This window comes from Streptomyces sp. NPDC003077, assembly GCF_040611095.1.
GTDB lineage: Bacteria > Actinomycetota > Actinomycetes > Streptomycetales > Streptomycetaceae > Streptomyces.
Genome location: NZ_JBEXNM010000054.1, coordinates 1 through 17,323 on the forward strand (window position 1 = coordinate 1; position 17,323 = coordinate 17,323).

The 17,323-nt window shown below is 71.6% G+C and carries 17 protein-coding genes and 1 pseudogene; 5 read left to right on the forward strand and 13 right to left on the reverse strand.

Translation table 11 applies throughout. The features are described from left to right. Nucleotides 1-167: 167 nt before the first annotated feature. Together sulP and ABZX96_RS28325 are read right to left on the reverse strand one after the other, a co-directional pair. Complete coding sequence (gene sulP, locus ABZX96_RS28320; protein WP_355549830.1) at nt 168-1,946, reverse strand: sulfate permease; 1,779 nt, start codon at nt 1,944-1,946, stop codon at nt 168-170. Between the two features lie 147 nt (nt 1,947-2,093). After that, nucleotides 2,094-2,516, reverse strand: a complete 423-nt coding sequence (locus ABZX96_RS28325; RefSeq protein ID WP_355549832.1) for a hypothetical protein — start codon at nt 2,514-2,516, stop codon at nt 2,094-2,096. A gap of 184 nt (nt 2,517-2,700) precedes the next feature. Here ABZX96_RS28325 and ABZX96_RS28330 point away from each other — a divergent pair, with 184 nt between their 5' ends. Next, nucleotides 2,701-4,104 carry an MFS transporter gene (locus ABZX96_RS28330; RefSeq protein ID WP_355549914.1) on the forward strand — a complete coding sequence of 468 codons (1,404 nt, stop codon included), beginning with the start codon at nt 2,701-2,703 and terminating at the stop codon, nt 4,102-4,104. Nucleotides 4,105-4,224: 120 nt separating this feature from the next. Here the strand turns inward: ABZX96_RS28330 and ABZX96_RS28335 are convergent. Beyond that, nucleotides 4,225-4,623, reverse strand: a pseudogene (locus tag ABZX96_RS28335) (RDD family protein); the annotation flags it as partial. A gap of 4 nt (nt 4,624-4,627) precedes the next feature. Beyond that, complete coding sequence (locus ABZX96_RS28340) at nt 4,628-5,311, reverse strand: hypothetical protein (RefSeq protein WP_355549834.1); 684 nt, start codon at nt 5,309-5,311, stop codon at nt 4,628-4,630. 327 nt (nt 5,312-5,638) lie between these two features. Between ABZX96_RS28340 and ABZX96_RS28345 the strand changes: the two genes are divergently transcribed. After that, nucleotides 5,639-6,907: an MFS transporter gene (locus tag ABZX96_RS28345; protein ID WP_355549836.1), complete on the forward strand. Its 1,269-nt coding sequence runs from the start codon at nt 5,639-5,641 to the stop codon at nt 6,905-6,907. A gap of 250 nt (nt 6,908-7,157) precedes the next feature. Here the strand turns inward: ABZX96_RS28345 and ABZX96_RS28350 are convergent, their stop codons facing one another. Continuing rightward, a complete protein-coding gene (locus ABZX96_RS28350) occupies nt 7,158-7,823 on the reverse strand; it encodes a DUF1345 domain-containing protein (RefSeq protein ID WP_355549838.1) in 666 nt (221 codons plus the stop codon). Between the two features lie 376 nt (nt 7,824-8,199). On the opposite strand from ABZX96_RS28350, the gene ABZX96_RS28355 reads away from it, so the two are divergent. Further along, nucleotides 8,200-8,583, forward strand: a complete 384-nt coding sequence (locus ABZX96_RS28355) for a hypothetical protein (RefSeq protein WP_355549840.1) — start codon at nt 8,200-8,202, stop codon at nt 8,581-8,583. A 132-nt stretch (nt 8,584-8,715) separates the two neighbouring features. On the opposite strand, the gene ABZX96_RS28360 is transcribed toward ABZX96_RS28355, so the two are convergent. The 5 genes from ABZX96_RS28360 to ABZX96_RS28380 form a co-directional block, all read right to left on the reverse strand. Continuing rightward, nucleotides 8,716-9,990: a hypothetical protein gene (locus ABZX96_RS28360; RefSeq protein ID WP_355549842.1), complete on the reverse strand. Its 1,275-nt coding sequence runs from the start codon at nt 9,988-9,990 to the stop codon at nt 8,716-8,718. Nucleotides 9,991-10,211: 221 nt separating this feature from the next. Further along, nucleotides 10,212-10,403, reverse strand: coding sequence for a DUF397 domain-containing protein (locus ABZX96_RS28365; protein WP_355549844.1), 192 nt, complete (start codon nt 10,401-10,403; stop codon nt 10,212-10,214). A 29-nt stretch (nt 10,404-10,432) separates the two neighbouring features. Next, nucleotides 10,433-10,624, reverse strand: a complete 192-nt coding sequence (locus ABZX96_RS28370; protein ID WP_355549846.1) for a DUF397 domain-containing protein — start codon at nt 10,622-10,624, stop codon at nt 10,433-10,435. A gap of 118 nt (nt 10,625-10,742) precedes the next feature. Further along, nucleotides 10,743-10,934, reverse strand: a complete 192-nt coding sequence (locus ABZX96_RS28375; RefSeq protein WP_355549847.1) for a DUF397 domain-containing protein — start codon at nt 10,932-10,934, stop codon at nt 10,743-10,745. Beyond that, on the reverse strand, nt 10,931-11,815 hold the full coding sequence (locus ABZX96_RS28380; RefSeq protein WP_355549916.1) for a helix-turn-helix transcriptional regulator: 885 nt from the start codon (nt 11,813-11,815) through the stop codon (nt 10,931-10,933). The genes ABZX96_RS28375 and ABZX96_RS28380 overlap by 4 nt, the downstream gene beginning before the upstream one ends. Before the next feature lie 203 nt (nt 11,816-12,018). Between ABZX96_RS28380 and ABZX96_RS28385 the strand changes: the two genes are divergently transcribed. Beyond that, complete coding sequence (locus ABZX96_RS28385; protein WP_355549849.1) at nt 12,019-12,501, forward strand: ATP-binding protein; 483 nt, start codon at nt 12,019-12,021, stop codon at nt 12,499-12,501. Nucleotides 12,502-12,570: 69 nt separating this feature from the next. Here ABZX96_RS28385 and ABZX96_RS28390 read toward each other — a convergent pair whose 3' ends face one another. Together ABZX96_RS28390 and ABZX96_RS28395 are read right to left on the reverse strand one after the other, a co-directional pair. Then, nucleotides 12,571-13,143 (reverse strand): hypothetical protein, encoded by a 573-nt coding sequence (locus ABZX96_RS28390; protein ID WP_355549851.1) that lies wholly within the window; start codon nt 13,141-13,143, stop codon nt 12,571-12,573. A 56-nt stretch (nt 13,144-13,199) separates the two neighbouring features. Continuing rightward, complete coding sequence (locus tag ABZX96_RS28395; RefSeq protein ID WP_355549853.1) at nt 13,200-13,394, reverse strand: hypothetical protein; 195 nt, start codon at nt 13,392-13,394, stop codon at nt 13,200-13,202. 352 nt (nt 13,395-13,746) lie between these two features. Between ABZX96_RS28395 and ABZX96_RS28400 the strand changes: the two genes are divergently transcribed. Continuing rightward, nucleotides 13,747-14,571, forward strand: coding sequence for a hypothetical protein (locus tag ABZX96_RS28400; protein WP_355549855.1), 825 nt, complete (start codon nt 13,747-13,749; stop codon nt 14,569-14,571). 70 nt (nt 14,572-14,641) lie between these two features. On the opposite strand, the gene ABZX96_RS28405 is transcribed toward ABZX96_RS28400, so the two are convergent. Beyond that, nucleotides 14,642-16,537: a GAF domain-containing protein gene (locus tag ABZX96_RS28405; RefSeq protein ID WP_355549857.1), complete on the reverse strand. Its 1,896-nt coding sequence runs from the start codon at nt 16,535-16,537 to the stop codon at nt 14,642-14,644. Nucleotides 16,538-17,323 lie beyond the last annotated feature (786 nt).

Genomic DNA, 17,323 nt, shown 5'->3' on the forward strand with positions numbered 1-17,323 from the left:
CCCGCGGCGGCGCCCGGGTTCGCCCGCTTTCGGGCGGGGGGGGGGGGGGGGCCGCGGGGCGGAGTTGCGCGTTGGTACCCACCGCCCCGCGGTAGGGGCGCCCCCCACCCGTGCGGCGCCACTCCGACGAACGGCGAACGACGGACGACGAACGACGAACAGGGGACCTACTCGCCCGCCTTCGCCGTGCCGGGGCGGTGCCGTCCGCCGGTGGTCCAGCGCGCCCCGCTCTCCTGCGCGTACGCGGCGACGGCGGCCTCGACGGTGGGAGCGAAGCGGTCGGGGCCGAAGGTGCGCGCCAGCCCGTACCGCAGGAGGGTGCGCCGTACCGGGTCCTTGAGTTCGGCGAACACCAGCCGCACGCCCCGTTCGGCGAGCGCCGCGTCGAGTGCCTCCAGCACGTCGGCGGCCGTGGTGTCCACGTCGGTCACCGGCTCGGCGGCGACCACGACCCACCGGGGCGGCGGATCGCCGCCGGCCAGGCGCAGCACCTCGTCGCGGAACGCCGTGGCGTTGGCAAAGAACAGGGGCGCGTCGAAGCGGTGGATCACCAGGCCGGGCAGGTGTTCGGCGTCCGGGTAGGAGCGGACGTCGTGGTAGCCCTCCAGTCCCGGCACCCGCCCCAGGACCGTGTTGTAGGGCCACCACGCCCGCCGGAACACGTTCAGGATCGACAGGCCGACCGCGACCGCGATGCCGGGCAGCACACCGAGCAGCGCCACGCCGAGGAAGGCCGCGCCCGAGACCAGGAACTCCGTCTTGCGCCGGCGCCACAGCCGCGCCGTGCCCGTCAGGTCGGCCAGCGACAGCGACGCGGTGACGACCACCGCGGCCAGCGCGGGCTGGGGCAGGTTGCGGAACAGGCCCGGCAGCAGCACCAGCATGAGGACGATGAGCAGCGCGCCGACGACGCCGGTGAGCTGGGTGCGGGCGCCCGCCCGCTCGGCGACGGCCGTCCGCGAGCCGCTCGTGCTGACGGGGAACCCCTGGAACAGGCCCGCGGCCAGGTTCGCGGCGCCGATCGCGGTCATCTCCTTGTTGCCCTGGATCTCCTGCCCGGTGCGGGCCGCGAACGCCGAGGCGTTGGAGATGGTGTCGGCCAGCGACACCAGCGCGATACCCGCCGCCCCCGCGCACAGCGGCGCGATGTCGTCCATCTCCAGGTGCGGCACGGACAGCGGCGGGAACCCCGTGGGCAGGGTGCCGACCAGGCCGACATCCCTCTCGCCCAGGTCGAAGAGGGAGGTCGAGGCGATGGCCAGCAGCACCATGACGAGCACCGCAGGCACCTTCGGCAGCCACCGCTGCAGCACCAGGATCAGCAGGACCCCGCCCGCGCCCACCGCCACCGCCGCGGGCACCGCCTTCCCGTCGGCCAGGCCGCGGACGAAGGCGGGGATCTCCTCGATCAGCCCGTCGGCGTCCGTCGAGAAGCCGCACAGTTTCGGCAACTGCCCGATGAGAATGGTCAGCGCCAGGCCGTTCATGTAGCCGATCATGGTGGGCTTGGAGATCAGGTCGGCGATGAAGCCGAGCTTGGCCACGCTCGCCAGGACCATGACGGCGCCCACCATCAGCGCCAGCGCCGAGGCGAGCGCCACCGCCCGGCCGCTGTCTCCCCCGGCCGCCGCCAGCGGCAGCACCGTCGCCGCGATCATCGGGCCGAGCGAGGAGTCCGGCCCGAGTACGAGGACGCGCGACGGGCCGAAGACGGCGTAGGCCAGCAGGCACAGGACCGAGGTGTACAGGCCGTGGATCGCCGGCAGGCCCGCCAGTTCCGCGTACGCCATGCCCTGCGGCACCAGCAGCGTGGTCAGCACGACCCCGGCGACGACGTCCTTGACGAGCCACCGGCGCCGGTAGGCCGAAAGCGTGCGCAGGCCGGGCGCCACGTCCCGCGCTCTGGCCATGATCCGGCCGGCCCGGCCGTCACCGTCGTGCGCCATCACGTCTCCCGTGTGCCGGGATCGGAGTCGTTCCCCGGAGCGGTCTCCGACCCCGGCTCCCCCGCGCGGGCCCGACGGATTCCGCGATCCGCCGGGCCCCTTCGTCCGCCGCGCGTGCCGTCCGGCCCGGCACGGGTCACGCCCCGGCTAGTCGTTGATCGTGTCCCGGCGGACCACGCACAGGGCCCAGATGGTGGCCCCGTACAGCGCGATCAGGGTGATCGACCAGACCGGGTAGTAGGGGATGGTGAGGAAGTTGACGATGATGAGCAGCCCCGCGATGCCGATCCCGAGGACCCGGGCCCAGGTGGCCGCCGAGAACAGGCCGAGGCTCACGACGACGGCGACCGCGCCGAAGGCCAGGTGGATCCAGCCCCAGGCCGTCAGGTCGAACTTGAACACGTAGTTCGGTGTGCTGAGGAAGACCTCGTTCTCCGCGATGCCCATGATCCCGCGAAAGAGATCGAGCACCCCGGAAATCAACAGCATCACGGCAGCGAAGATCGTCAGGCCGCTGGCGGCGGCCATGACTCCTGGCGAACGGTGGTGCGGGCTGGTCGTGGTGGCCATGACGGGCCTCCGTCTCCGAGGCGGGTGCGGATTGCCCCGCGTCGGCGCCGAGGGTGCTCCCGGGAGCCCGGGGGCGTCGTCACCCCCGACGGGTGACGACGGGCGATCATCCGGCCGGGACGATGAACGGCGCCCGGCGGACGGCCCGCCCGTACGCCGTATGAGAGCGATCGGAGGCGAGGCAATGGCCGAACCGCCCTCCCCCACCGCCGCGGGGACCAGCGGACGCACACCGAGCACGCCACGGCAGGTACTGGTGCCGCTCGCGCTCGCCCAGTTCATCTGCAGCTTCGCCGGCTCCAACATGAACGTGATGATCAACGACATCAGCGAGGACCTGGACACCACCGTGCAGGGGGTGCAGCTCGCGATCACCATCTTCCTGCTGGTCATGGCGGCGTTGATGATCCCCGGCGGCAAGCTGACCGACCTCTTCGGCCGCAAGCGGTGCCTGGTGGTGGGGCTGGCCGTCTACGGCGTCGGCGCGCTGCTCAGCGCGGCGGCGCCCGGCCTCGGCGTACTGATCCTCGGGAACTCGATCCTCGAAGGCGTCGGCACGGCCCTGCTCATCCCGCCGGTCTACATCCTCACCACGCTCTACTTCACGGACACCGCCGCCCGCGCCCGCGCGTTCGGCGCGATCATGGCGATGGGCGGCATCGGCGCGGCGGCCGGTCCGCTGATCGGCGGGCTCATCACCTCGGGGCTGAGCTGGCGGGCGGCCTTCGTCTTCCAGGCGCTGGTGGTGGCGGCGATCGTCGTCCTGAGCCGCCGGATCGCGGACCCGCTGCCCCCGGAGCCCACCCGCCCCTTCGACATCGGCGGGGCGTTGCTGTCGGCCGTCGGCCTCGTCCTCGTCGTCGCCGGGATCCTGGCCGCCGACGACAACGCCTGGCTGATGGCGGGGCTGCTGCTGCTCGGCTTCCTGGTCCTGGCCGGCTTCTTCCGGTGGATACGGGCGAAGGAGCGCTCCGGCGCCGAACCGCTGCTGTCGACGGCCCTGTTCCGCGACCGCACCTCCAATCTCGGCCTCCTCACGCAGAACCTCCAGTGGCTGATCCTCCTGGGCGTGTCCTTCGTGGTGGCCGCCTACCTCCAGGTCGTCCGCGGCTACGACGCGATCCAGACCGGAGTGATCTTCACGGCGGCCACCGCGGGGCTCCTCGCGTCCTCGCTCGCCGCCGAGCGGTTCGCCAAGCGGCGCACGCCGCGGGCCCTGGTCATGACCGGATTCGCCATGACGGTCTGCGGCATCGTCACCCTCATCGCCGTGGCGAGCGGTTCGCAGAGCGCCTGGGCCAGCACCCCCGGGCTGCTCCTGATCGGCCTGGGCCTGGGGGTGATGCTCACCCCGTCGGTGAACGTCGTGCAGTCCAGCTTCCCCGAGGAGCAGCAGGGCGAGATCTCCGGCCTGTCGCGCAGCGTGTCCAACCTCGGGTCCTCGCTCGGCACGGCGATCGCCGGAACCATCCTCGTCGCCGACCTGGCCGTCGGCTCGTACGCCGCCGCCTTGATCGTGCTGGCGGTCGTCGGCTGCGGCGGTCTCGTCGCCGCCGCGCTGTTCCCCCGGCAGCCGGCGCCGCACTGACCCGGCGGCGTCCGCGCCCGCCGACGCCCCTCGACCCGGCCCGTTCCGGGGCCAGGCTCCCCCGCCCGCCGCGAGCCGGTCGTACCGCACCACACTGCCGACGACGAGGTCCTGAGCCGAGGCCCCCCTCCTGCTGACCGGAACCCAGCACAGGCCCAGCGGGAACGCCACACACAAGGCGGCCCGCAGCAGGGCGCGCACGACGCCGAGCGGCCGTCCGGACCGGCCGACGACCCACAGCCCCATCAGCCCACCGCCCACCGTCCGCCCGGCCACCCACCACCCGCCTCCCAGATACAGCACGGCGATGGCCCAGCCCCCCACACCCGTCAGCCAGGCGGGCGGATCGGGCAGCCGGAACGGCGGCCCGGTCACGAGCACCCGTACACAGCCGACACCGACCTGCACCACGAGCCCCACCCCGGCCACCACCAACGCGTCGACGACGGCCGCGAGGCCACGGGAGACGACCCCCGCGACATCCCCCAACGCGCGGTGCCCCTGGCCACCGGACGTCATGGCCTTACCCGGCACCGGACCCGTCACCGTCGGCCGAGCCCCCTCTGCGCAGCAACCGGCCGGCGAACCGGTTGACCACCTGATCCGCGCGCATGCTCCGCAGCCGGAGCAGGTCGACCGTCTCACCGGCCATCCCGGCCCCCGTGTCGCGGACCATCCGGCCCACGTCGATCTCCTCCAGAACCTCCCGGGTGAGCCGGACCAGGTCCACCCGTGCTATCACCCCCTCGACGTCGATCCGCGCCGCGATGGCGTCCACGTCGACGCGGGCGGCGATCGCCCGCACATCGATGCGGCGGGCGATCCGGTCGACGTCTACGCGGTCGGCGATCCGGTCGACGTCCACCTTGTCGGCGACCCGGTTCACGTCCACCTTGTCGGCGATCCGGTCGACGTCCACCCGGTCGGCTATCGACCCGACATCGACCCGGGCGGCGACCCGGTCCACATTCACCCGGTCGGCGATCCGGTCCACGTCCACCCGATCGGCGACCCGGTCCACGTCCACCCGGTCGACGATCCGGTCCACATCGACACGGGAAACCAGCGCGTCGAGATCGAGACGGTCGGCGACGGCGGCGAGCACCAGGCGCACCACCGCATCGGCCGCGTCCCCGACGGCTCCCAGCGCGAAGCGCACCGAGCCCACGGCGATGCCAAAAGGACGGACAACCCAACGACCGGTCATCTCGCCAACTCAGCAGTGTCCGCGCACGTCGGCATCATCCGGCACGGGTGAGCCGCGGGCCGCGCTCCCGGGCGGCCACGTCGAGCGCGGCGTACGCGGCGTACGCGTCGGGGCGGCGGGGCGGCGGGGCAGGGCGTGGGCCCGGCGCCGCTCGCCTGGGGCAGGGGAGAAGCGGCTCGGTGCGCGCGAAGCCGAAGGCCGAGGCAAGCCCCGCCGCATCCGCATGGGTTCGTCGCGCAGGCGTCGCCATGGTCCTGTCGCGACGCCTAGATTTGCTCGCCAGTGATCACGTGACTGTTGTTACTCGCCTTGAGGAGGCACATGTTGGTGGATCCGACATCCGACCGCGTCGCATGGAGACGGTTTCGAAGACTGTGGTCGGCGACCGCCGCGTCGAATCTCGCCGACGGCGTGCTGCAAGCCGCCACACCGCTGGTCGCCCTCACCCTTACACGAGATCCGGTTGCCATCACCGGCATCACGGCTGTCCAGTACGTGCCCTGGCTGCTCATGTCGATTCCCATGGGGACTTTGGCCGACCGCGTCGACCGGGTCCTCCTCCTTCGCATAGCCAGCCTCACGCGAGCCGTCGGGGTCGGGCTACTGGCGGTGGGACTGGTCGGTGATCATGTCCACATCGCCATGCTCTATGGTTCGGCCCTCCTGTTCGGGCTGGCCGAGACCCTGTACGACAACACGTCATCGGCGCTCGTTCCCAGCATCGTTGCCGACCACCAACTGGAGCGGGCGAACGGCCGGCTACAGGCCACCTATGTCGTCGCCAACAGCTTCGTCGGCCCGCCTCTGGGAGGCTGGTTGTTCGCGCTCGCCATCGCGGCACCGTTCGCCCTGGGCGCGGCGGGTTACGCCGTGGCGCTGGGGCTGATGCTTCTGCTGCCCGCCATGCGCCGGAAAAGAGCCCACGAGGGTGTGACGGCCTCCTTCGGCTCGGACTTGAAGGAAGGCGTCCGCGGGTTTGCCCGGTCTCCCCTGCTCATCGCCCTGTGCGTACTGCTCAGTGTCGGCAACCTGGCCAGTTCGGCGACCTATAGCCTGCTGTCGCTCACCGTCGTCGAGCGGCTCGACGCGACGGCCGCGACGTACGGTTTCGTGCTTGCGGGAGGAGCGGTCGGAGCCTTCCTCGGCGGCGTGTACGGCGATCGGATCAGCGGGCTCACCCGCCCCGGTACGACGCTGCTGTGGACGACCGTCGTGTCGGGCCTCGCGACCGTTTCGTTCGGCCTGGCCGGTCACCCGGTGGCGCTCAGCGCCTTGATGGCACTCGACGGCTTCGTCGTCATGACCCAGTCGGTGGTCTCCGTGAGCCTGCGAGCACGGCTCATCCCCCCTCACATGCTGGGCCGTGTCACCGCCGTTTTCCGTACGTTGTCGACGGGCGCCTCCGCCGTCGGCGCGCTCACCGGCGGCCTCCTGGCCGGCGCGCTGGGCCTGTCCTGGCCGTTCTTCATCGCCGGCGCGATCGTGGTCGCACTCGGCCCTCTCCTCTTCCGCTGGCTGGGCAACACCCGCATCTCGGCAGCGATGACCGAGCGGAAGGGGATGCCCGAGCCCCGGGCGCCCGAGGAGGCCGCGTGATGTCCGAGGTACATCACCGAGCCCGCATGCTCCCCGACGCCGCCCGCATCACCGCCGTCCGCCGGGGGCCGGGCACCGGCAGAGGGGATCGAATGACATGGAGCGGCGCTTCCCGGTAGGTCATACAGGGTCACCAGCGGGCAGACTTCCCGTTCTTCGCCCGCGCCGTGTCGGCGGCTGGGCCGGCAGCTGAGCAGCGGGGACGAGCACGGTGTGCTGTGCGCCGAGCCGCATCGTTCCCGTCGGGGTGCTAGCCGCCGCCCAGTGCGGACACCAGGCTCGCGACCGTGACGGTGTTGAAGACGAAGGCGATGACGGTGTTCGCCGCCACGGTCCGCCGTATGTCCCGTGAGGTCACGTTGACGTCGGTGGTGCCGAACGTCGTCATCGCCGCCAAGGCGAAGTAGAGGTAGTCGGCCCAGGCCGGAGTCCCTTCTCCGGGGAAGTCGAGGGCCTGCTCGTTCTCCACGAGGTTGTCGGCCTGGAAGGTGACGGTGAAGGCCACGACCACGCAGACCCAGGCGACGACGACCAGGGCGAGCGCCACCAGCGTGCGCGGGAAAGCAAAGAAGGTGGTGCCGAGGTGGCCGGGAAGCCACAGCACCGCCACCACCAGCGCCCCGGCCGCGATGAACAGCGACGCCCCGGGCCCGGGCGCGGTCCCCCATACATACCGCTGCATGAACGTGCCGCGGGCTTCGCGATGCGCCCAGGAGCGGACCTGCTCCGGAGCGACGTTCAAGAAGGCGATCAGGGTGATCGCGAGGTACGGAAGCAGGTAGGCGAAGAGCACGAGCACGCCGACATCCACCGCCGAGATCCGCACCACGCTGTCGTTGGGGAGGACGAGCGCCGCGCACGCCGCGATGGCCAGGCTGACCCCCGATCGGCGCCGTTCGGAAAGCCAGCGGTGCACGGGTGAACCTCTCGGGATGTCTGGATGCTGGACGGTCGTCGTGTGCGAATAGTCGTCGTGTGACGGGGCGGTGCCGAAGGGAAAGGCCCCGGCCGATGCTATGAGGGCTCCGCCTCCTGCGCGGCGGCGTCGAGGGCGTGTCTCGGTTGTGGTCCGTGTCGGGTTTCAGGGTCGGCCGGGGTACCGGTCGGTAGAGCCTCGAAGCGGTTCGTGTGCTGCTGCCGAAGCGGAAGGCGGCGGCCAACTGAAAGGACCCGTGACAGCAGGTAGACGCCGAACAGCACGTCGTCCCCCCGCGGCGTCTCCGTTCAGCACAGCGTCTCCGTTCAGCACAGCGTCGCCGATCGGCACAGGGCCTCTGGCAGCATGAGCCGGTATGAAGATCACCAACGACTCGGACGACCCGCTCCGGCTGCTGACAGGCCGGGAGGTGAGCGCCGTGTGCTTCGTGCGCGATTACGTCGAGCTGCACTTCGACGGACCGATCCTGCGGGCCCTGAGCGACCCCTTCGGGTCACACGGAGGCCGCGCGTGGCGTTTCCCCGGGCCGGGGTCGCTGGAGCTCATGCGCCGCTATATCGGCGAGACCGTCGTCGGCTGTGAGCTGGACCCGGATCGGATCCTCGCCGTGGACTTCGTCGAGGAACACCGATTCGCCATCCCCCTGGATCATGCATCACGCGTGGGCCCTGAAGCAGCGCATCTGATCGGCGTTGACGAGCGGGGCCGCACCGACGCGACGGCGATGTGGGTCTGGTGACAGAGGCAGTGCCCACAGACGACGCCCCATGGTCCCCGTTCGGACCAGCGCCCCAGCCAGACGGCCGGGCCACGGAGCCCGGCCGGGCCGGAACCGGCGCTCTGAATTCAGGGGTGGCGGTGGCCGCCAAGCTCAGGAGCGCGGTAGCCGGCGGGCGTAGACCTTGCCGACCTTGTCGAAGATCGCGACGGTGCCGCGGCTGTCCGTGGTGAGGGAGTCGGGCGACCAGGTGAGAACCGGGTCGTTCTCCGTCATGTCGATCCGCGTGGTGCGGCCGGTCCACAGGTCGCGCCGGAAGATGTCCGGGTCCCGGTTGGTGTCGCCGGGCGCCAGGTTGTCGGCACCCGAGGCGAAGAAGACCCAGCGGTTGTCGGCCGTCATGGTGCCGCCGTAGATGTCGCTGACGGTCTGGGTGCCCGGCAACGGGCGGGCGGCCTTCGTGGTCCTCCCCCGCCACAGATCGCGGACGTAGAGCTCGTCGTGCGTGGCATCGGAGTCCGCCCCATTCCGTTCACGGGTTCTGAACAGCGCGTATCGCCCGTTGGGGCTGAGTGTCGCGTGCAGCAGCGTTTCGCGCAGTGCGCCGGCGGGGTCGATGCTCGCGCCCTGGATGCGGCCGGTGCGCGCGTTCCATGTGTAGAAGTGGAACGGGTGACGGGGCGGAGCCGATCGGGAAGCCGCGACGGTGGCGGCCTGAGCGCGGGGCAACAGGTTGGTGGCCCGGGAGCGGAAGCCGACGGTGGTGCCGTCCGCGCTGATCACCGGTTCGTCGGACCGCTGGTCGGCCGGGGAGCCGTCAGGGGCGGCCGTGACCAGCCGGGTGGTCTTCTTCCAGCGGTCGGTGACGTGGATGTGGCGCTGGTCCGAGGTGTACGCCACATAGCGGCCGTTCCCGCTGATGGCGGGGCTTTCGAAGTCTCCGGCGCCGGTGGTGATCTGCTCGGTGTGCCCGGTCCACCGATCCCGGACGAAGATCTTCCAGCTACTGCTGTCCGGCGACCCCGGCCCGCCGGGGGCCACGACCGAGCTGAACGCCACGTACCGGCCACCGGCGCTGATGGCCGCCTCTCCCGCGCCCACTTGCTCACCGTTGTCGGCGACGCTGACTTGCTCGATACGCCCGGTGCGCAGATCCCGGACGAACGCGTCGTAGTCGCCGTTGACGTCGCCGGGCACCAGATTGGACGCCGAGGAGATGAACAGGGCATATCTGCCGTCGGCGCTCACCTGGGAGACCCGCGACCAGCCGTTGGGCTGGGCCCCGTCGAGGCCGAGGTCCAACTGGACGATGCCGTCCTGCCTCGGAGCCGCCGCCTTCGCCGGAGCCGCCACCCCCGCCAGCACCATGGCCACCGCGAGCCCACCGGCCCCACACACCCGCCACCGTCTCGCGCTCCCGCCGTTCACCCGTCCCACGATGACCAGCCCTCCCCTGCGTTCCCATCGGCCCGTACGCCCGGCCCCACCCATCGGCAGACGAAGCCAACCGACTGGTAACCGGCCCGGTCAACGACAGGGCTCCCAGCGTGGGTGGAAACTGGCCATGCCCTGAGCGCGCCGCCGATCAAAAAGGAAGGTGTGCCGTCTGCCGTTGTTCCGGCAGACGACACACCTTGCTCTTCGGACCCTCAGCGCCCGGACACGAACCGCGTGAACCGCGCCCAGCCCGCATGCCCCACGGTGAAGGCCGGACGGCTCACGTCCTTGGAGTCGCGAACGTGAACGGCCTGTTCAGCGATCGCGACCTCCACACAGCTGTCGCCCTGGGTGCCGCTGTAGCTGGACTTGAACCAAGTGAGTTCTGACGTACGGATGTTCATCGCTCTCCTCGTAATCGCCCCCGGACGCTTCAGCACCCCGACACGAAACGCACGAACCGCGCCCAGCTCGCATGACCCACGGTGAAGGCCGGACGGCTCACGTCCTTGGAATCCCGGACATAAACGGCCTTTTCAACGATCGCAACTTCCACACAGTCGTCACCCTGGGTGCCACTGTGGGTGGACTTGAACCAGACGAGTTCCGCGATACCGCAGCCCATCGCTCTCCTCGCAATCGCTCCGGTCAAGCTGATCTTTGGTGGTCTCCGTCCGCTCCCGACGGCGTACCGCAGGCCGCCGGAGCGAACGGGAACACACCACTCACACATCGTGGATGCTTCAGCGCCCGGACGCGAACCGCACGAACTGCTCCCAGCCCTCACGACCCACCACGAACGCCGGACGGCTCACATCCTTGGAATCCCGTACATGAACGGACTGTTCAGCGATCGCAACCTCCACACAGCTGTCGCCCTGGCTGCCGCTGTAGCTGGACTTGAACCAGGCGAGTTCCGTCGTACCGCTGTTCATAGCTCTCCTCGCAGTCGCTCCAACAGGTCCCGGGATTCCTTGGGGTTCAGGGCCTGCGAGCGCAGTGTTTCATAGCGATGACAGAGCAGACTCACCTCTTTGGGGTCGGAGATCAGACGTCCGTTCTGCTGTCCCTCGGAGTACCCGAGCCGCCGCCCCTCCGAGGTCTCCAGGACCTGCACCGGCCCATCCAGGCATGTATGCAGCCCAGCCTCCAACGCCACCACCTGAAGCGTCACGTTGCGCGGTGCGGTGAGTTCAAGAACGTGATCCACCAGCTCGTGCATCGCCTTCGTGTCCCCGAACCGCCGCCGGAACACGTGCTCCTCGACGATGAAGCTGAACGGCACCGTCGGCCGCTTACGCAGCATCGCCTGCCGTTCCATTCGTACGGCGAGCTGCACTTCCAGTTCCTCGTCCGTCCGCAGCGGGATCGTGCCCTCGAACACCGCCCGCGCGTACGCCTCCGACTGCAACAGCCCCGGCACCAGCCGGCACTCGTACGTACACAGGCTCGCCGCGTCCCGCTCCAGTCGGGCCCACCGCCGGAACCACGCCGCGAGGCCCGCCTCGCCCCGGGTGAGGAAACGGGATGCCTTCCGCAGGGCGCCGGTGTTGCCGAGTGCTTCCTCCCCGCGGTCCACGAACGCCTCGTCCGGCATGCGGCGCCCCAACTCCACCGATTCCACGGTGTGTTTGGAGTACCGGACCAGGACAGCGAGTTCGGCCCGGCTGAGGCCCGCGTGCTCGCGCAGTGCCTGGACGACGGCGCCGAACGTGCGCAGACTGTCGGAGGGGTGGGGCTCCCGCTCGCACTCCCCCGCCGGAACCGCCCGCGCGTCGCCGCACCCGGCCGCCTCCCCTGCGCCGATTTCGTCGATGTCGCCGATGTCGTCGATGTCGTCGATGTCCATCCGCTGCCCCTCTCCGTACCGCACCGCGACGGCTCCTCACGCCGCCCGGCGCTCACCACCCAGCGTGACGGAAAATCCTGCGTACCGTGCACTCTTCGTGCTCGTACGCTGACTTTGCGTACGGGATTCCGTACTCGCCCCCGTCCGCGACCGACGGCCACTCTGACGCCATGAATTCAGCAACGCCCCGCGTCGGCTCCCCCACCGGCACGTTCACGCAGCTCCTGTCGTCCACGCGGCGCGGCGCCCGGCTCGCCCGGCTCCTCGCCGTGACCGAGCTACGGACCTGGGGTGCTCCGCAGGACCTCACGGAGCGCGCCGAACTCGTCGTCGCGGAACTCGCGGCCAACGCCGCCCTCCACGGGCGCCTGCCCGGCCGGTGCTTCCGGCTCACGCTCGCCTTCGACCCGGCGGCCATCCACCTGCGCGTCGAGGTCACCGACGCTCGCGGAGACCGGTGGCCGCAGATCCCTCCGGTGGACGCCGACCCCGACACGCTCCACTCCGACGGGCGCGGCCTGGTGCTCGTCACCGCCCTCGCCGACCACTGGGACTGCGTCCCCTACCCACCCAGCGGCAAGACCGTCCGAGCCGAGCTCACCACCCCATGGAGCACGGGCCGAACGGGACGGGACGAAAAGGGACAGGGATGAGGCGCGGCCCCGCCGAGAAGGCGTCACGCGGAAGCGAGCGCACCGGCGGGCTGAGGTCTCGGGCGCGGGTCATCCTCCTTCGGGGAGCTGGTGTCCCCTGAGGGGTTCGATTTCCCGTGGCTCGGCGGTGCCGTTGGTGAGTTCGCGGCGCTGGGTGAGGGTGTGGTGGAGCTGTCCCGCCAGGCGGGGAACGGTCGTCGGGGGAAGGTACGCGTCGGCGCCCGCGTCGAGCAGGCGGCGGATGGGGCCGTGGTAGCTGATCCCGAGCTCGTCGTCCTCGATTTCGGTGACGATGACCCGCGCCTCGGGGAACATCGAGCGGAGGCCGCCGATCAGTTGCGGGCTGACCGGCGGCACCAGCAGGACGTCGGCCGTCGGGGGAGCCTCGTGCAGGTCGAGCACGATGTAGTCCGAACCGAGTTGGGTGGACAGCGATGCCCGCGCCGACGCCGACAGCTTCATCGCGGTCGCGACGACCGTGACGTTCTCGCGGGTGTTCGGCGGCTCTTCGAGGGCGTCGTCCGAGTCCGGCGTTCCGGTCCTGACGACGACGCCGAGTGTGCCGGAGATCGTCGCGATCGGCTCGCCGTCCCGCGTGATGGCCAGGCGTTCGCCGGGGCCGAGGTCGTCGATGAGTGCCACGACATCCTCGGGAAGGCGCGTCACGTCGATCGTTCGCGCGGTGCGTTCGTCCGGCATCAGGTGCGGAGCGGCTGTGGGCCGGAGGTCTGTTGCGCGTCGGGCATGCGGAAGCCGTCGACTTGGGTGCGGTCCGCTCCGCGCGCGGGGCGGGTGGCATCCAGGAACGACTGGTCGTACGGCACCGGACACCCGGGCTCGACGACGGCGATGACTGCGTTGACGGCGGTGGACCGAATGGACAGTCTCTTCACAGCGTCCCATGCTCCCACACCGGTCGGACACCTGTGTGGAGTTCGAACGGGAGACGGCCGCTCGGTCGGAGCGTCCGGCGGCGGGTCCGGCAGCCGGTCCGGCAGCCGGTCCGGCGGCAGGTTCGGTGGCAGGTCCGGCGGCGGGTTCGGCGCCGGCAGGGGACCCGGTAGGCAGACCGCGGGTCGTCCGGATTTCCTCCGCCGTCCCTGGCCGCCTGGTCCGGGGGCCGGGGTCCGGTCCGTCCGAGCCGCCGGTACTCCGCCCGGGAGTGACCGGGCGGGCCGGGGACCCGCTCACGGGGCGTCCCACCTGCACAGATAGGCTGACGGCCACCGTTCAAGGAGATGCACCGTGCCCGCCCGCCCCCGCCTTCTGTTCGTGACCGACCTCGCCTACCAGGCCCGGGGGCGGCGGTACTGCGACGAGGACATCTTCCTGACGTCCCGGCTGCGCGAGACCTTCGGCATCGCGCTGTGCCACCCGCTGGACGCGGCCGGTCTGATGGACGCCTTCGACGCGGTGGTGGTCCGCAACAGTGGCCCCGTCCTGCACTACCAGCGGGAATACGACGCCTTCCGGGAACGGGCCCTGGCACGCGGCACCCGGGTCTACAACCCGCTGACCGGGCGTGGCGACATGGCCGGCAAGCAGTACCTGCTGGACCTGACCGCCGCCGGGCACCCGGTCATCCCCACCATCGACCGGCCCCAGGACCTGCGCCTGCTGCCCGAGGCCGAGCGGTACGCGGTCAAGCCGAAGGCGGGCGCGGACTCCATCGGCCTGGCCTTCGTCCCCGGAGACCGGCTGGGTGATCTCGCCTACGGCGACATCCTGGTCCAGCCGCGTGTCGACTTCCGCTACGAGGTGTCGTTCTACTACGTCGACGACACCTTCCAGTACGCCCTGTACGCCCCCGACCCCGCCCGGCGCTGGGTCCTCGAACCGTACGAGCCGACCGACGCCGACCTCCGCTTCGCCCGCGGCTTCATCGACTGGAACACGCTCGACCACGGCATCCAGCGCGTGGACGCCTGCCGCACGCGCGAAGGCGGCCTGCTCCTGGTCGAGTTGGAGGACCTGAACCCCTACCTCTCCCTGGACCTGGTCCCCGACCGGACCCGGGACGCCTTCGTGACCGGCATGACGGCCTCCCTCCGGCGCTTCCTGGGCGCCTGAGCCCCGCGCCCGGAGTCGCCCGCACCGTCGGCCGCCCGGCTCCGGGCCCCGGCAGACCTGTGCCCGTGCCTCATGGTTCTCGTGGCCGGTCTTCTCCGTGCCCTGATGCGGCATCAGGTCGCCCTTCACGCTCCGGAGGCGGGACAGCCGTCTCCTGCCGGGACGTCGGCGGTTTCCTGTCCGGGCGTCCCTGGGGCGGTGGCGCCGCACGGCCGGGGCCGGTCCGGCGGTTCGTCTGCGCACGCGTCGTAGGTACCCGCCATACGACGCCGGTGCCGCCTGCCGTGGGGACGGTCAGCTCGAACGTGCCGCCCAACAGGGCAGCACGCGAGCGCATGTTGTCCAGCCCGCCGCCGCCGGGCGCGCCGCTCAGGCCGACGCCGTCGTCGGTGACGGACAGGACGGTCTCCTCCCCCACGTCCAAGGCGACATCGACGCGGCGGGCGTCGGCGTGCCGGGCGATGTTGCTCAGCGCCTCGGTGAGGACCGCCAGGAGGTGGTCGGCGACCTCCTCGGGGACGTCGGTGTCCACCGGGCCGTCCATGCGCAGCGAGGGCATGAAGCCGAGGGACTCGGCCGCCGTCGTCACCACGTCCAGGACGCGGCGGCGCACAGTGGGCGGGGCGTCGGTGCGATCGTGTTCGGTGCGCAGGGCGAAGATGGTGGTTCGGATGATCTTGATGGTCTCGTCCAGGTCGTCCACCGCCCGCCCCACCCGGTCGGCCGCCTCGGGGCGGTCGATGAGGCGGCCCGCGCTCTGCAGCGTCATGCCGGTGGCGAACAGCCGCTGTATGGCCAGATCGTGCAGGTCGCGGGCGATGCGATCGCGGTCGTCCAGCAGTGCGAGCTTCTCGGACTCGGCACGGTGGCGGCCCAGTTCCAGGGCCAGGGTCGCCTGGGCGGCGAAGCCGGAGAGCAGCTCCACCTCGGCATCGGTGAACGGCGTCCGGCCCGCCGACCGGCTCAGCCGCAGCGCCCCGGAGGCACGTTCGTCGACGGGCAGGGGGACGGCGATCACGGGTCCCTGATGGGCCCGCGGACCGGGAAGGGCGTGGGCGCGCGGATCGGAGCGTACGTCGGCACTGACCGCCGGCTGCCCGGTCCGCGCGGCCAGGCCCGCCAACGAGCCGTGGGCCGGTACGGCCGTGCCGGTCACCGCCGCCGCGTCCTGCCCGTGCGCCGCCTTCACCACGAGCGTCTCCCCGTCCCCGGTCGGCAGCAGCACCGCCGAGGCGTCCGCCTCCATCACCTCCCGCGCGCGATCGGCGATCAGATCCAGCACCTCTTGCGCGCCCCGTCCGGTGAGCAGCGCCCGCGTGATCTCTCCGAGGGCTTCCAGCCGGCGTTCGCGGCGCACGCTCTCGCGGTACAGGCGGGCGTTGTCGATGGCCACCCCGGCCGCCACCGCCAGCGTGGTCAGCACCGCCTCGTCGTCCGCGTCGAACGGGACACCGCCGCGCTTCTCGGTGAGGTAGAGGTTGCCGAACACCTCCTCGCGCACCCGGATGGGCACGCCCAGGAAGGTCCGCATCGGCGGGTGGTGCGGCGGAAAGCCGTGGCTGGCCGGGTGTTGGGTCAGGTCGGCCAGGCGCAGTGGTTCGGGGTGCCGGATCAGCTCCCCGAGGATGCCGTGGCCCGAGGGCAGCGGGCCGATCCGCGCGGCGTCCCGTTCACTGATGCCCACCGGCAGGAAGTCGCTCAGCCGCACCCCGCTCTCCACGATGCCCAGCGCCCCGTACTCGGCGTCGGCGAGCACCACCGCGGCCTCCACGATCCGCCGCAGCACGGTGGACAGCTCCAGGGTCCGGCCCACCCCGAGCACCGCCTCCAGCAGGCCGTGCATCCGGCTCTGCACGGTACGGGCGGTGTCCAGGCGGGCTTGGAGCTCCTCCAGCAGTTCGTCGAGCCGCAGTTGCGGCAGCGAGGGAAGCGGTGGCGGTGGAGTGCCGCCCGTGGCGTCCGACATGGCGTCCATCCCGGTGGTGGAGGGTGGCCGGTGGCGTGTGGTCGAGCGCACGGCCGCCGTCCGGACGTGGCGGAGATCGCCGGGCGGAGGTCGCGGCTCCGCCCCGGCGCGGGCGGACGCTCCGGCGGTGCGGTGCCGACGCGTGCCCGCCGTGGCCGGGGTGCCGTCCGCTCGCCGGGCCGCGTCGGGCGGCCCGGCGGTGTCGGTGCCTCGTGCCCGCCGGGTCCGGCCGTGGTCCGTGGCCGTGCGGTGTCGCGCTGATCCGTTTCGTCCGGGGACGCTTCGGGCCGGTGGGGCGAGTGTCCCCTGTGGGGCGTGTCCCCCATTCCTGTGGGGCGTCCGGGCCGCCTTCGTCTTCCGGCGCACCGGCCGGAGTGCGGTGTCACCGTACGGGGAGCCGTGCGGCACACGGCCGGGCCCGGGGTGAACGCGCGGACGATGGGTCCATGGATCCACCTTCCCGCGGTACCCGCACCGGTGCCAGAAGCGCGGCGGACGGAATCCGGTCACCGAGTCCGGAGAGCGGGACGCGGCCGGGGCTGTTCGGCCCCTGCCGCGGTGGACGAAGCGGGCGCAGGCTCGTCGGAGAGCGCTGTTCGGCCCCTGCCGCAGGGGGCGAAGCGGGCGCAGGCTCGTCGGAGAGCGGCACGGCACGTCCGCGGAGCCCGGTGCGTCCCCGGTGTCACGGACGCGCGCCGACCGCGACCGTGACACGGCAGGGGGCGCCGACGGGGACGGCGGCAGCGAAGACGGACGGCGTGACGGAGCGCAGCGGCACGACGAGGC